At 61.9% G+C, this 13,996-nt stretch carries 12 protein-coding genes; 4 read left to right on the forward strand and 8 right to left on the reverse strand.

Annotated features, from left to right (window positions below):
• Nucleotides 1–5: 5 nt before the first annotated feature.
• Together CAF63_RS19225 and CAF63_RS19230 are read right to left on the reverse strand one after the other, a co-directional pair.
• Nucleotides 6–485, reverse strand: a complete 480-nt coding sequence (locus tag CAF63_RS19225) for an NYN domain-containing protein (RefSeq protein WP_007958730.1) — start codon at nt 483–485, stop codon at nt 6–8.
• Nucleotides 486–751: 266 nt separating this feature from the next.
• Nucleotides 752–1,510, reverse strand: coding sequence for a DUF2076 domain-containing protein (locus tag CAF63_RS19230; protein ID WP_085687892.1), 759 nt, complete (start codon nt 1,508–1,510; stop codon nt 752–754).
• 178 nt (nt 1,511–1,688) lie between these two features.
• Between CAF63_RS19230 and CAF63_RS19235 the strand changes: the two genes are divergently transcribed.
• Nucleotides 1,689–2,363, forward strand: coding sequence for a YciC family protein (locus CAF63_RS19235; RefSeq protein ID WP_085688088.1), 675 nt, complete (start codon nt 1,689–1,691; stop codon nt 2,361–2,363).
• Between the two features lie 74 nt (nt 2,364–2,437).
• On the forward strand, nt 2,438–3,514 hold the full coding sequence (locus tag CAF63_RS19240) for an endonuclease/exonuclease/phosphatase family protein (RefSeq protein ID WP_085687894.1): 1,077 nt from the start codon (nt 2,438–2,440) through the stop codon (nt 3,512–3,514).
• Nucleotides 3,515–3,628: 114 nt separating this feature from the next.
• Here the strand turns inward: CAF63_RS19240 and CAF63_RS19245 are convergent, their stop codons facing one another.
• The 5 genes from CAF63_RS19245 to CAF63_RS19265 form a co-directional block, all read right to left on the reverse strand.
• Nucleotides 3,629–4,465 (reverse strand): ABC transporter ATP-binding protein, encoded by an 837-nt coding sequence (locus CAF63_RS19245; protein WP_085687896.1) that lies wholly within the window; start codon nt 4,463–4,465, stop codon nt 3,629–3,631.
• Nucleotides 4,453–5,256, reverse strand: a complete 804-nt coding sequence (locus tag CAF63_RS19250; protein ID WP_007958721.1) for an ABC transporter permease — start codon at nt 5,254–5,256, stop codon at nt 4,453–4,455. Before CAF63_RS19250 ends, CAF63_RS19245 begins: the two co-directional genes overlap by 13 nt.
• Before the next feature lie 10 nt (nt 5,257–5,266).
• On the reverse strand, nt 5,267–6,244 hold the full coding sequence (locus tag CAF63_RS19255) for an ABC transporter substrate-binding protein (protein ID WP_085687898.1): 978 nt from the start codon (nt 6,242–6,244) through the stop codon (nt 5,267–5,269).
• 390 nt (nt 6,245–6,634) lie between these two features.
• Complete coding sequence (locus tag CAF63_RS19260; protein ID WP_085687900.1) at nt 6,635–8,005, reverse strand: aspartate aminotransferase family protein; 1,371 nt, start codon at nt 8,003–8,005, stop codon at nt 6,635–6,637.
• 32 nt (nt 8,006–8,037) lie between these two features.
• Nucleotides 8,038–9,531: an aldehyde dehydrogenase gene (locus CAF63_RS19265; RefSeq protein ID WP_085687902.1), complete on the reverse strand. Its 1,494-nt coding sequence runs from the start codon at nt 9,529–9,531 to the stop codon at nt 8,038–8,040.
• Between the two features lie 240 nt (nt 9,532–9,771).
• Here CAF63_RS19265 and CAF63_RS19270 point away from each other — a divergent pair, with 240 nt between their 5' ends.
• Both CAF63_RS19270 and CAF63_RS19275 read left to right on the forward strand, forming a co-directional pair.
• Nucleotides 9,772–10,686 (forward strand): LysR family transcriptional regulator, encoded by a 915-nt coding sequence (locus CAF63_RS19270; RefSeq protein WP_085612568.1) that lies wholly within the window; start codon nt 9,772–9,774, stop codon nt 10,684–10,686.
• A gap of 185 nt (nt 10,687–10,871) precedes the next feature.
• Nucleotides 10,872–11,201: a hypothetical protein gene (locus tag CAF63_RS19275; RefSeq protein ID WP_143492474.1), complete on the forward strand. Its 330-nt coding sequence runs from the start codon at nt 10,872–10,874 to the stop codon at nt 11,199–11,201.
• A gap of 81 nt (nt 11,202–11,282) precedes the next feature.
• Here CAF63_RS19275 and hrpB read toward each other — a convergent pair whose 3' ends face one another.
• Nucleotides 11,283–13,802 carry an ATP-dependent helicase HrpB gene (gene hrpB, locus CAF63_RS19280; RefSeq protein ID WP_085687906.1) on the reverse strand — a complete coding sequence of 840 codons (2,520 nt, stop codon included), beginning with the start codon at nt 13,800–13,802 and terminating at the stop codon, nt 11,283–11,285.
• Nucleotides 13,803–13,996 lie beyond the last annotated feature (194 nt).

The following is a 13,996-nucleotide window of genomic DNA, read 5'->3' on the forward strand; positions in this document are numbered from 1 at the left end:
TGCGCTCAATTTTTCAACAGCAGCGCGCCTTCGATCGGCACGTAGCGGCTGGCGGCGCGGATCAGCGAGTTGGCGGTCAGGCCGGGAACGCCGTAGGCCACCGCTTGCACGCCGTGTTTGTTGATGATGCGTTCGAGCAGCATGTCGAAATCGCCATCACCGGAGGCCAGGACGATTTCGTCGACGTGGTCGGCGGCGTCCATGATGTCGAGGGTGATGCCCACGTCCCAGTCGCCCTTGGCCGAGCCGTCGCTGCGCTGGATGTAGGGTTTGAGTTTCACGGTGAAACCGAGGTTGCGCAGGATCTGCTGGAACTGCTGCTGTTTGCTGTCGCCCCGGTCGATCGCATAGGCGTAGGCCTCGACGATCTGCCCGTGCTGGCTGACATCCGCCCACAACGCCGCGTAGTTGAAGTGACAACCATAGGCCTGACGCACGGTGTAGTAGAGGTTCTGCACATCGGCGAACACTGCGATTTTTTTCACCGGAGTTCCTGTGAGCGCTGACGCGCATGAGCCGGATCAGGCACCACGGCCCGAAAAAGGCGCTCAGTATGCCAGCCCGAAGGAAGGTTCCGCGAATAATCGGCCCGGGGCGATCAGGCGCCCCGGACGAATGGTGAGAAGACTTGTCCCGTGAGAGCGAGCTTGCTCGCGATAGCGGCGCTTCAGTCGCCGAAAACATTGGCTGAACGGACGCCATCGCGAGCAGGCTCGCTCCCACAGGTCAATGTCATGCCCTGGAAGACGGATCAGACGAAGGAATCGTCGTCATCGAAGAACGATGAGTTGTCGTCGCTGTAGTCGGTGTCGGTATAGCCGCCCTGGTCATTACCGTAGGAATCGTTGTTGGCCATGCGCTGGTCATCGCCCCATCCGTTGTTGCTCTGGTCGTTGACCTGAGCTGGCTCTTCCTTGATGACTTCGACGATTTCTTCCGGCTGCTGGTTGTGATGGAACAGGCTGCTGATGCCTTGTGCCAACATTACGCCACCGGCCACACCGGCCGCTGTTTTCAGGGCGCCGCCGAGGAAGCTGCTGCCCGCCGCCGGGGCCGCTTGTTGCTGGCCATAACCCGGTGGTGGCGCGCCGAAGTTCTGTTGTGGCGCAGGCGCACCGAAGTTCTGCTGCGGTGCAGGTTCACGCCAGCCGCCAGTGGAGGCCGGGGCGCTCTGGGTCGGCGCCGGGCGCGAGCTGCTGCCACCGAAGATGCTCGACAGGAAGCCACCACCGCTGGAGGCCGGCGGCGCGCTCTGCGCCTTGGCCGATTGCAGTTCGGCCTGCAATTGCTTGACCTGTTGAGTCAGTTGCTTGTTTTGTTCGTCGAGGCTCTTGAGGGCAGCCTCCTGCACCAGAATCGCCTGGGTCATGAAATAACCTGCGGCCGGCTGGCGCGTCAGGTGTTCCTTGATCCGCGCCTCAGCCTGGGCGTCGCGCGGGGCTGCCTCCGTTTCGGCCTGTTGCAGCCGGGAAAACAGTCCATCGATCAGGGTTTGTTCTTCGCTGTTCATGGCGACCTCGTAGATTGCCGGGGATAACGTTGCCCTCGTCCACGTCGGAGGAGGTGCCTCTCTGTAATGGAGACAGTGACCGGATGTTTCAATGACCTTTACCGAACGTTTACGTTTGCGCAGCGAAACGGATCATCGGTTAAAGTGGGCCACTGTTTTTGACCTGCGATACCGACTGATGAATGCCTTCGATGTGCTGCGCGACTCCCTGTATTTCTTCAAACGCAATCTGGCCCGGATCGTCCAGTTGTGTCTGCCGCTGGTGATTTTCGAAGCTGCGCTGCAACAGGTGGTCGATCATGCCAGCGACCCGGACGGTTACTCGGCCATCAGCGTCATCGTCGGCCTGCTGGTCTATCCGCTGTACACCGCAGCGCTGATTCTGTTTCTCGATGCCCGCACCCGCGGCGAATCCCCGCAAACCCGCGATCTGCTGGCGATGGCCGCTCGCCTATGGCCGCGCTTTGCCCTGCTGACGGCGCTGAACACGCTGTTGATCCTGCTCGGTCTGTCGCTGTATTTCCTGCCGGGGCTGTGGCTGATGGTCACTCTGGCCTTCGGTGAGTATCTGCTGGTGCTGCGCGGTTACGGCCCGTTGCAGGCGATGAAGGAAAGCCTGCGCCTGAGCCGTGGGCATTTTCTGCGGATTCTGGTGTGCATCCTGTGTGTGATGGGGCCGTTGTGGCTGCTCAAGGGCCTGACCCTGCAGGTCTATCCCGATCCGCAGAATCCATTGATTGCGGTGCTGATCGACAGTGGTCACAGCTTCCTGCAACTGTTCACCAGCGTGGTGCTGTTCCGCCTGTTCATGCTGATCAGCGAATTGCCCGACAAACGTGACGGAATAGTCTGACTGCGCCGCGCTTGGGCTGATCGATGGGTCTCGGGTATGCTCGGGACCACTTCCGTATCGCTATAAGCCGAGCCATGACCCGTCTACTGCGCTACATCCTGCTCTCCGTGCTGCTGGCCGTTGCCCTGATCGGCGTGATGATTTTCAGCCTGACCTGGCGCCCCGACGCCCGGGAAACCCTGCCGGTCAGTTGCACCGGGCAACCGCCGACGCTGGTACCCGGCCAGGCGCTGAAAGTCATGACCTGGAACGTGCAATACCTGGCCGGCAAGCGCTACGTGTTCTGGAATGACCTGGCGCAAGGCGACGACGAAGCCCCGACCCCGGAAGACATGGCATTCAGCCTCGATGAAGTGGCGCGGGTGATCCGCGACGAACAGCCCGACGTGGTGCTGTTGCAGGAACTGGATGACGGCGCCAAGGCCAGTGACTATCAGAACCAGCTCAAGCTATTGCGGGAACGCCTCACCGACCTCTACCCGTGCAGCGCCCACGCCTTCGACTGGAAGGCCGATTTCGTCCCGGATCCACACATCTTCGGCAGCGTCGGCCGGCAACTCGCCACCCTCAGCCGCTACCGCATCGAACACGCCGAGCGCCTGCAATTGCCGGTGCAGCCGTCGAACATCATCAGCCGTCAGTTCCAGCCGAAAAACGCTCTGCTCGCCACCACCCTGCCGCTCAGCGATGGCGGGCAACTGGTGGTGTTCAACACGCACCTGGATCGTGCGACCCAACCGGACGACACCTTGCAGGCGCAGGTGACAGCGGTGGCCAAGGTCCTCGACAAACACGAAAGCCACGGCACGCCGTGGCTGATCGGCGGCGACTTCAACCTGTTGCCGCTCGGCCAGTACCGGCGCCTGCCCACCGAGCAGCGCACGCCGTACTCCGCCGACAGTGCGCTGCATGTGTTGTGGGACAAATACCCGATGATCCCGACCAACAACGAAGCCAGCGGCATCGACCGCGCCAAGTGGCTGACCCATTACCCCAACGATCCCGGCCTCAACGGCCCGGACCGCACGGTCGATTACCTGTTCTACAGCCCGAAGATCAAACGGGTCGAAGCCACGGTGCGGCAGGACGATACATTGCGCATTTCCGATCATCTGCCGGTGATTGCGAAGTTCCTCCTGCCACCCAACTGACTGCCGTCTCTGTGGGAGCGAGCCTGCTCGCGATAGCGGAGTGTCAGGCGAAGGTTTTCTGACTGATATTCCGCCATCGCGAGCAGGCTCGCTCCCACACGATGGATGATGGTCTCAATGAGCTTCTTCGAGATCATCGTGCAACAGCCCGAAGATCTGCCGCTTCATGTCGATGAACGAGCGCTCCATCACCATGTCCAGCGTACGTGGGCGCTCGATCGGCACGTCCAGAATCTGCTTGATCCGTCCAGGCCTCGCGCCCATCACATACACCCGATCGCCGAGCAGGATCGCTTCGTCGATGTCGTGGGTGACGAACAGCACGGTTTTCTTGCTGTTGCCCCACACCCGCAGCAACAGTTGCTGCATTTGCAGACGGGTCTGGCTGTCGAGGGCGCCGAAGGGTTCGTCCATCAGCAGGATCTGCGGGTCGTTGGCCAGTGCCCGGGCAATCGCCACCCGTTGCATCATGCCGCCGGACAGTTGCTTGGCATAGTTGTCGGCAAATCCTGACAAGCCGACTTCATGCACATAGTGATCGACAATCTCCTTGCGCTTGGCCGCCGGCATCCCACGACGCTTGAGGCCGAACTCGACGTTCTGCCGCACGGTCAGCCACGGAAACAGCGTGTAGCTCTGGAACACCATCCCGCGATCCGCGCCGGGGCCCTGCACTTGCTGACCGCCGACGTAGATCTCGCCGGACGTCGGCTCGGCCAGGCCGGCGGTGAGGTACAGCAGGCTCGACTTGCCGCAGCCCGACGGCCCGACCAGCACCGCGAACTGCTGATCCGGCACTTCGAACGACACTTCTTCCAGCGCGGTGAAGGTTCCGCCGCCGGGCTTGCTGTAACGCAGGCTGACCTTGTCCACCTGCAACCTTGGCGCGGCGTGCGCCGGTGCGGCGACCGGCTCGATGAAACGACGGTTGGCAGCGGTTACTGAGCCCATGCGGCAATCCTCAAACGCAAGAAGCGAAACAGTTGATCGGTGACCAGGCCGAGCAGGCCGATGATCGCGATGGCGAGAAAAATCACGTCGACCTGAAAGCCGCGCATGGCCTTGAGGCTCAAGTAGCCGAGGCCGCTCGAGGCGGCGACCAGTTCGGCGACCACCAGATACGTCCAGGCCCAACCCATGGTCACCCGCAAGGTGTCGAGCACGCCGGGCAACGACGCCGGGGCGATCACGTGCAGCACCGCGTCACGCCGGTTGGAACCGAGGGTGTAAGAGGCGTTGATCAAGTCTTTGGAAATGCCTTTGGACACGTCGGCGATCATCACCAGTTGCTGGAAGAACACACCGAAAATGATCACCGAAACCCGCTGCTCCAGACCGATGCCGATCCAGAGGATGAACAACGGCACGAACGAGGTCACCGGCAAGTAGCGGATGAAGTTGACCAGCGGTTCGAGGAACGCCTGGACGATGCGGAAGCTGCCCATCAGCAAGCCCAGCGGCACCGCCACCAGCGACGACACGATGAAACCGACCATCACCACTTCGACACTGGCCCAGACATGCTGGCCTAGGGTGCCGTCGCGGCTGAGGCGCACGGCGGCTTCAACCACCGCGCCGGGCGTGGGCAGGAACATCCCCGGCACGATGCCGCCGTAGGACAACCCGGCCCACAGGCCGACCAGCAACACCCAGGCCAGACCGCTGGCGCTCCACACCACCGGCACCGGCAGTCCGGTTTTCGGCGTGATGCAGCGGCTCAGCCATGAATTGCGCTTGAACATGACCAGTCTCCTAGAGCGGGCTGACGAAACGGTTGTCGACCAGATCGTCGTTGCTGACGTTGTAGGGCTTGCCCTGCAATTCGCTGGCGGTTTCGTTGGCCAGTTTGATCAGCGGTGCGCTGTCACCCGGCTTGCCCGGTGAGCCAAGGAGTTTTTCGCTCATGGCCTGATCGTAGAAGCGAACGCCTTGCGCGGCGGCGGCCAGTTCCTTCGGATCGGACAGGTAACCGCCGACGCCCTTGGCCATGATTTCGTAGGCTTTCTGTGGATGGTCCTTGGTGTACTGCACGGCTTTGTAGAGACCGGCGACCAGCGCCTTGACGTCCTCCGGCTGCTTCTCGATCACCGTGCAATTGAGCGCCACCACATCGACGATCACCCCCGGCGTACTGCTGCTGTCGATCAGCACCTTGCCCTGCTGCTTGTCGCGCACCATCGACAGATGCGGTTCCCAGGTCACGGCGGCCGGCACACGACCGGCGATGAACGCGGTGGCGGCATCGTCGGCAGTCATGTTCTGCACGGTGATGTCGCTCATGCTCATGCCGTTCTTTTTCAGCAGGTACGAGAGCCAGAACTGCGAGGTCGACCCTTCGTTGACGGCCACGGCCTGGCCCTTGAGTTCTTGCAGGCTCTTCACATTTTTACCGACCAGCACACCGTCGCCACCATGGCTGTCATCCAACGCGGCCACGGCCTTGAAGCAAAACTGCGGGCGGTACTTGAGCACTTCGTCGATCGTCGACGCCGAGCCGGACAATTGCCCGGATGCCTGAGCGGCCATGTACATCGACGCTTCTTCGACCACCGGCAATTCGACGGTCAGGCCGTTTTCCTTGAAGTAGCCCAGATCCTGGGCCAGATACAGGGTGCCGTAACCGACCCACGTGGTGTGGCCGATCGACAAGGTGCCGGCCTGGGCGGCGGTGACGGTGAGGGCGGAAATCGCCAGAGAACCTGCAAGACGGGTAAACAAGGACTTGTTCATGGAGCACTCCCAACGCTGTTGATTTAGTTGTCATGGGCAGTACGGCCAGCCTCGTCGGCGCGGATGCACGCTGCGGTCTCTGCTGGACTCTGGCGGGCAATGCCTTGGCTGGCGAAATCGATGTTGACCCAGGCTTGGCGTCAGGAAAACGAGGAAATAGTTAGACGCGAACGATGAAAAAACTGGGTAGTGCGCACCGCGAAAGGGCGCGTCGGGCGGGGGTGCACGGAGGGGGTGCAAGGCAGATAAAACGATGTTGAATCGGGTGACGCAAATCGCGAGCAAGCTCGCTCCCACAGGAACCGGTATCGTTCATAAATTTTGTGAACGACTGATAAACCTGTGGGAGCGAGCTTGCTCGCGAAGGGGCTCTTGAGCCTTACGAATATCTCAGAGCCGACCGTATTCCTGCGCCGTACGATCAATCGCTTTCAGGGTCTTGCCCACCAACTCGTCAATCTCTTCACGGCTGGCAATCAACGCCGGCGCCATGATCATCCGCCCCAACGTCGAGCGAATGATCACCCCCTCCTCAAAACCGATCGTGCGGCAGCGCCAGGCAATGTCGTTCTCATTGGCAAAGCGCTTGCGCGTGGCCTTGTCTTCGGCCAGTTGCAACGCCGCGACCATGCCCGTGCCCTGAATATCGCCCACCAACGGGTGATTGCCGAACACTTCGCGCAGGCACTGTTGCAGGTACGGGCCGATGTCGTCCTTGACCCGCGCCACCACGCCTTCATCGCGCAGGGCCTTGAGGTTGGCAATCGCCACCGCTGCCGCCACCGGGTGCCCGGAATAGGTCAGGCCGTGTGCGAACACACCGCCCTGCTCCACCAGCACGTCGGCCATTTTCTTCGACAGGATCAGGCCACCCATCGGGATGTAACCGGAGGTCAAACCCTTGGCGATGGACAGGGTGTCCGGCTCGAAACCGAAGTATTCGTGAGCGAACCATTCGCCGGTACGACCGAAGCCGCCGATCACTTCATCGGCGCACAACAGCACGTCGTACTTGCGGCAGATGCGCTGGATTTCCGGCCAGTAGCTTTCCGGCGGGAAGATCATCCCGCCCGCGCCCTGGAACGGTTCGGCGATGAACCCGGCGACCTTGTCGGCGCCCAGTTCGAGGATCTTCGCTTCCAGTTGCTGCGCCGCTCGCAGACCGAATTCCGCCGGGGTCAGGTTGCCTTCGTGGGCGAAGAAGTACGGCTCGTCGATGTGCGCGATGTCGGGAATCATCCCGCCCATTTCGTGCATGAATTTCATGCCGCCGAGGGCCGTCGCCGCCAGGGTCGAACCGTGGTAACCGTTCCAGCGGCCGATCATGATTTTCTTCTCAGGCTTGCCCAGCACCTGCCAGTAACGGCGCACGGTACGGATCAGCACCTCGTTGGCCTCGGAGCCGGAGTTGGTGTAGATCGCGTGGCTGTAGTGCCCCGGCAGCAGGCTGAACAACAGCTCGGAGAGCTCGATCACCTGCGGGTGGGTGGTGTGGAAAAACATGTTGTAGTACGGCAACTGCTCCAGTTGCCGACTCGCCGCCGCGTTCAGATCCTTGCGCCCGTAGCCGAGGTTGGTGCACCACAGCCCGGACATGCCGTCGAGGTAGCGCCGACCGTCGTTGTCCCACAGATGCAGGCGTTCGCCGCGCACCATCACCCGTGGGCCTTCGTCGTTGAGGGCCTTCTGGTCGACGAACGCGTGAATGTGGTGCGCTGCATCGGCGGCCTGGTAGTCGCGGGTTTCACGTGAGGTGGTCATCGCCGGATCTCCTTTTTTGTTGTGAGCGGCTGTCATGAGCGCAGTTGAAACCAGGTGGTTTTCAACTGGGTGTATTTGTCGAACGAGTGCAGCGACAGATCGCGGCCAAAACCGGATTGCTTGCCGCCGCCGAACGGCACGGTCACGTCCAGCGCATCGACGCTGTTGACCGACACCGTACCGGCTCGCAATTGCCGCGCCACCCGATGCGCGCGGTGCAGATCATCGCTCCACAGCGACGCCGCCAGACCGTAGACGCTGTCGTTGGCCAGTCGCAAGGCGTGCGCCTCGTCATCGAACGGAATCACCGCCAGCACCGGGCCGAACACTTCCTCACGAAACAGGCTCATGTGCGGCTGCACGTCGGTGAAAATCGTCGGCTGAACGAAGTTGTCCGAACCGTTGAAACTCAGCTGCCGCCCGCCGCAGGCGCGGGTCGCGCCTTCGCGTTCGGCCTGATGGATGAAACGCAGAATGCTTTCGGTCTGACGCGTGTCTACGATCGCCCCGGCCGCACTCGCCGGGTCCAAGGGATCGCCCGGCTGCCAGCGTTCGGCTTGAGCCTTCAGTCGCTCGACGAACGCGTCATGAATCGAGCGCTCCACCAACAATCGCGAGTTGGCCGAGCAGACTTCGCCCTGATTGAAGAAAATCCCGAACGCGGCTTTCTGCGCCGCCAGATCCAGATCCTTGCAGTCGACGAACACCAGATTGGCGCTCTTGCCGCCGCACTCCAGCCACACCTGCTTGAGGTTCGACTGCGCGGAATACTGCATGAAATATTTGCCGACCTGAGTCGAGCCGGTGAACACCAGACAATCGACATCCGGGTGCAGGCCCAAGGCTTTGCCGGCCTGTTCGCCGTGCCCCGGCAGCACGTTCAGCACACCGGCCGGCAACCCGGCTTCCAGCGCCAGCTCAGCCAGACGCAATGCGGAAAACGGTGATTGCTCGGCGGGTTTGAGAATGACCGAGTTGCCGGCCGCCAGCGCCGGGGCGAGTTTCCACGCGGCCATGTCCAGCGGGAAATTCCACGGCACCACGGCGGCGACCACACCCAACGCTTCGCGGGTGATGGTCGCCAGCACGTTCGAAGCACTTGGTGCGACCTGATCGTAAAGCTTGTCGAGGCTTTCGGCGTACCAGCGGAACACCCCGGCGGCGCCCGGCACGTCGATGTTGTAAGCGTCCATCACCGGTTTGCCCATGTTCAGCGAATCGAGCAGCGCCAGCTCTTCGCGATGGGCCAGGATCAGATCCGCCAGCCGCAGCAGCACTTGCTTGCGCTCGCTCGGTGAACGCCCGGCCCAGGTGCCGGCCTCGAACACCTGCCGCGCATTCTGCACCGCCGCATCGACGTCGTCTTCACCGCACGCAGCGACGTTTGCCAGCAATTGGCCGGTGGCCGGGTTGATCGCGGCAAAGGTCTGCCCCGACTGCGCCGCACGCAATTTGCCGTCGATCACGGCCTGGTACGGATAGCTCAATTCAGCGGCCTTGCGCTGCCAGTCTGCAAGCTCGAACACGGTGGTTGCTCCTTGGACTTTTATTCTTTTGAGAACAGTGCGGGGTCGATAGTCGCTCAGGCCCGTGCGCGCTAAAACCAGTAAAAATGTCTTCGCAGACAATAAAAAAGGTAACCAGCCGATGGCCCCTTCGCGCGCGTATGGGGCTATTGTTCAGGGACAAAAAAAACCGCCGACAGAACGGAGGCCGGCGGCTTACAAATTGCTTGGATGTGCAATCCGTTCGCTTTGAGGTTCACCGTGGCTGCTTACAACCTGCGTCAGTTGAAATACTTCATCACCACCGTCGAATGTGGCAGCGTCGCCGAGGCGTCGCGCAAGCTGTACATCGCGCAACCGGCGATTTCCACGGCGATCAAAGGGCTGGAAGACAGCTTCGGCGTGCAACTGCTGATCCGCCATCACGCCCAGGGCGTGTCCCTGACGCCGAGCGGCGCACGGTTCTTCCGCAAGGCTCAGGAACTGCTGCGCATGGCCAAGGAGTTCGAACAGAATGCCCTCGCCGACAACGACGTGGTGGCCGGGCAGATCGATATCGGCTGCTTCGAAACCGTCGCGCCGCTGTACCTGCCGCAACTGATTGCCGGCTTCTCGGCGCTGTATCCGGGGGTGAAGATCCGCATCCGCGACGGCGAACAACAGGAACTGGTGCAAGGCCTGACCTCGGGCACCTTCGACCTGGCGATCCTGTACAAGCACGACCTCGACGCCACCATCGAAACCGAACCGCTGATGCCGGCCCAGCGGCCTTATGCCCTGCTCCCGGCCGATCACCGCTTCGCCCAGCTCAAGCAGGTGTCGTTACGGGACTTGTGCCTGGAACCGATGATCCTGCTCGACGTACAACCGAGCCGCACCTACTTCGTCAGCCTGTTCGAAGAACTCGGCCTGTCGCCACGCATCGAGTTCAGCTCGCCCTCGATCGAAATGGTGCGCGGCATGGTCGGCCAGGGTTTCGGCTTCTCGATCCTGGTCACCCGCCCGCATTCGGAATGCACCTACGATGGCAAGAAAGTCGTATGCGTGGACATCGTCGAAGATGTCACCGGGTCTGGTCTGGTGGCGGCGTGGCTCAAACGCGGACAACTGACCAAACCGGCGCAGTTGTTTGCCGATTATTGCCGGGAGCAGCTGACCGCGAAGGCGAATGCTTGAAAGCTCAAAATCAAAAGATCGCTATCAGCGACCGCTGATCGCTAAATCGACCTACCTGTTATTTCTGACAGTAGACGCGACAATCTGAAAGGAGCTCGATGTAACCGGACTGCAATGGCCGGCGTAAGCCTATGACCATGTATTTGACCGGTCCTCACATTGATTACTTTAGGGAGTCAAATGTCATGAATGACGATACTCAATCCAGCACCCCTTCCTTCGCAGAGGCGAAACCACTTGGCCCGGAGGATACAACCTTCATTAGCGAGCTTCATGCATTGCTGGAACGGCATGGGAACATCAATCGTTTTGGAGTTCTCCTGCTACATGATCATTTCTCAGTGAAGGGAGATGAAATCATGCTGGAAACCAATGACCCTCACGCTCGTACTCTCCACATGGAAGTCGTCAAGCGTACAGATTTGCCAGCGGGAAAATTCACCAGTTGGCGTCTGTCCGGCAGTAAAAAAGGGGAGGTCGAGGCACTCACCTTTTGTGGACGTGCTTGCTATTAGGTGGAGCGGCTTCTACCCACGGTGAGAGGCCAGGCAACCCGCCTTGCATAACCAGGCGGGTTGCCAATAAATCGCTAAAGATCAGGTACCACGCGGTTTGGCCCGAGCAGTGGCTTCAGCCACCAGCGGATCATCCGGCCAGTAATGCTTCGGATACCGCCCCTTCAGATCTTTCTTCACTTCGGCATAGGTGCTGCGCCAGAAGTTGGCCAGATCCTGGGTCACCTGCACCGGCCGCCGTGCGGGCGACAGCAGGTGCAGCTTGACCACTTGCCGGCCGCCGGCGATGCGCGGTGTGTCGGCGAGGCCGAACAACTCCTGCAAGCGCACGGCGAGAATCGGTGGCTGCTCGCTGTAGTCGAGGCGAATCGACGAGCCCGACGGCACGCTCAGGTGGTGCGGCGCCTGTTCGTCGAGCTGTTGCGGCAGTGGCCACGGCAGCAGATTGCGCACGATGCTCGACAAGTCGAGGTTGGCGAAATGGCTGAGGCGCGAGACCTTGCCCAGGTACGGCATCAGCCAGTCTTCGAGGGTTTTCAGCAGCGTCGCGTCGCTGACATCCGGCCATTGGCTGTCGCCCCTGGCGTCCAGATCGAGCTGGCGCAACAGCGCGACTCGCGCCTGCCATTGGCGCAGTTCCGGGGTCCACGGCAGCAGTTCCAGACCTTTGCGGCGCACCAGATTGACCAGTGCCTGATTGCGGGCGTTTTCGTCGAGACCGGTCAGTGGTTCGCGGCTGAGGATCAGTTCGCCAACCTTGCGCTGACGCTCGGCGCGCAACACGCCTTCGCGTTCGTCCCAGTCCAGTTGATCGACGATGTGCACCTGTTCGGCCAGCACCGAATCGAACAGCGTCGGATCGAAATCCGCCGCCAGATAAATCCGTTCTTCACGCTGACCTTGCCGGCTGCCGAGGTCGGCGATGACGATCCACGGCTCCTTCATCAGGCTGTCGGCTTCGGCGAACAGCGCCGCGCGGCCGTTGGCCAGACGATATTCGGCGCCGCCGGCCCGCCGCTGCTGGGCGACGCGGTCCGGGTAAGCCAGCGCCAGCAAGGCGCCGAGCCAACGTGGGTGATCCGGGTCGGCGACCGGCTCGCTCGCCTTACCGCGAAGGTAACCGCGATATTGCCGCGCCAGTTGCCGGGCGCGCTGCACGCCACCCTGAGCACCGCGTGCCGCGCGTTCTTCGCCGGACAGCAGCACCAGACGACTGTGCAGATCTGCCCCCGCACCGCGCAAAATGTCGCGCTCACCGAGCAACGCTGCGACATCACACGCCATGTTCGCCAGACCCAGTGCCTGACCGCGCAACAGCAAATGAGCGATGCGCGGGTGCGCCGGCAATTCAGCCATGGCCTGCCCGTGACGGTTGAGGCTTTCACCGTCCAGTGCACCGAGGCGCTGCAACAGGTCCTGAGCATGTGCATAAGCAGCGGCCGGCGGCACATCAAGCCAGATCAGATCACTCGGCGCCACGCCCCAGCGTCCGAGCTGCAAGGCCAACCCGGCGAGATCCGCCGAGAGAATTTCCGCACTGCCATACGCCGCCAGTTGTTCGTGCTGATCCTGCGACCACAGCCGATAACACACGCCCGGTTCCAGACGCCCGGCCCGGCCGGCACGCTGGGTGGCACTGGCTTTGGAGATGCGCTGAGTGTCGAGGCGGGTCATGCCGCTGCCCGGATCGAAACGCGGCACTCGCGCCAGCCCGGCGTCGATCACCACACGCACGCCGTTGATGGTCAGGCTTGTCTCGGCGATGTTGGTGGCCAGCACCACTTTGCGCTGGCCTGCCGGCGCGGGGTCGATGGCGGCGCGCTGGGCATTCAGGTCGAGTTCGCCGTGCAGCGGGCAGAGCAACACGTCGCTACGCTCACCGATGGCGTCCGCCAGTTGTTGATGAACACGGCGGATTTCCGCCTGCCCCGGCAGGAACACCAACAGGCTGCCGGTTTCATCGTGCAGGGCTTCGAGCACCGTTTGCGTGACGCGTTGATCAATGTATTCGCCGGGCTGAAACGGCCGGCCCCAGCGCATCGTTACCGGGAACATCCGGCCTTCGCTGCGCAGGATCGGCGCGTCGTCGAGCAACCCGGCCAGACGTTCGCCTTCGAGGGTGGCGGACATCAGCAGAATCTTCAGCGGTTGTTCAGCTCGAAACAGCTCGCGACCGTTCAGACTGAGGGCCAGTGCCAGATCGGCGTCGAGGCTGCGTTCGTGAAATTCGTCGAAGATCAGCAGGCCCACGCCTTCCAGCGCCGGGTCGTCCTGCAAGCGCCGGGTGAGGATGCCTTCGGTGACCACTTCGATGCGTGTGTTGGGGCCGACCTTGCTGTCGAGGCGGATGCGATAACCGACGGTTTCACCGACCTTCTCACCCAGCTCGCTGGCCAGCCGTTCCGCTGCTGCGCGCGCGGCTAGCCGGCGGGGTTCGAGCATGAGAATGGTCTGCCCGTTCAGCCACGCTTCATTGAGCAGGGCCAAGGGCACGCGGGTGGTTTTACCGGCGCCGGGCGGTGCTTCGAGCACGGCTTCATGGCGTGTCGCGAGGGCTTCACGCAGGGCGGGTAAAACGTCATCGATCGGCAAAGAAATCATGCTGGCTCCCCAGGGCGTGCCCACAGTAATTTGCGAGTCGCGTTAAAGCTGTGAGCGTGCCAGGCAAGGCGCGGGACGAAGGTAAGGGTCGTTTCCTTACCAAGTCCCGCAACGCAGCATGGCGCGCTCACAGCTTTAGCCCGGAGGGCCGAACCCCGAGAGAATTCGGTAGCCATCACGCGGTATGGATCTGG

The organism is Pseudomonas sp. B20(2017) (assembly GCF_002113125.1).
Classification (GTDB): domain Bacteria; phylum Pseudomonadota; class Gammaproteobacteria; order Pseudomonadales; family Pseudomonadaceae; genus Aquipseudomonas.

Bases quoted from the DNA above. Each gene is read 5' to 3' on its own strand.
- CAF63_RS19230 (WP_085687892.1), bottom strand. From the start codon at position 1,510: ATGAACAGCGAAGAACAAACCCTGATCGATGGACTGTTTTCCCGGCTG.
- CAF63_RS19235 (WP_085688088.1), top strand. From the start codon at position 1,689: ATGAATGCCTTCGATGTGCTGCGCGACTCCCTGTATTTCTTCAAACGC.
- CAF63_RS19240 (WP_085687894.1), top strand. From the start codon at position 2,438: ATGACCCGTCTACTGCGCTACATCCTGCTCTCCGTGCTGCTGGCCGTT.
- CAF63_RS19245 (WP_085687896.1), bottom strand. From the start codon at position 4,465: ATGGGCTCAGTAACCGCTGCCAACCGTCGTTTCATCGAGCCGGTCGCC.
- CAF63_RS19250 (WP_007958721.1), bottom strand. From the start codon at position 5,256: ATGTTCAAGCGCAATTCATGGCTGAGCCGCTGCATCACGCCGAAAACC.
- CAF63_RS19255 (WP_085687898.1), bottom strand. From the start codon at position 6,244: ATGAACAAGTCCTTGTTTACCCGTCTTGCAGGTTCTCTGGCGATTTCC.
- CAF63_RS19260 (WP_085687900.1), bottom strand. From the start codon at position 8,005: ATGACCACCTCACGTGAAACCCGCGACTACCAGGCCGCCGATGCAGCG.
- CAF63_RS19275 (WP_143492474.1), top strand. From the start codon at position 10,872: ATGAATGACGATACTCAATCCAGCACCCCTTCCTTCGCAGAGGCGAAA.
- hrpB (WP_085687906.1), bottom strand. From the start codon at position 13,802: ATGATTTCTTTGCCGATCGATGACGTTTTACCCGCCCTGCGTGAAGCC.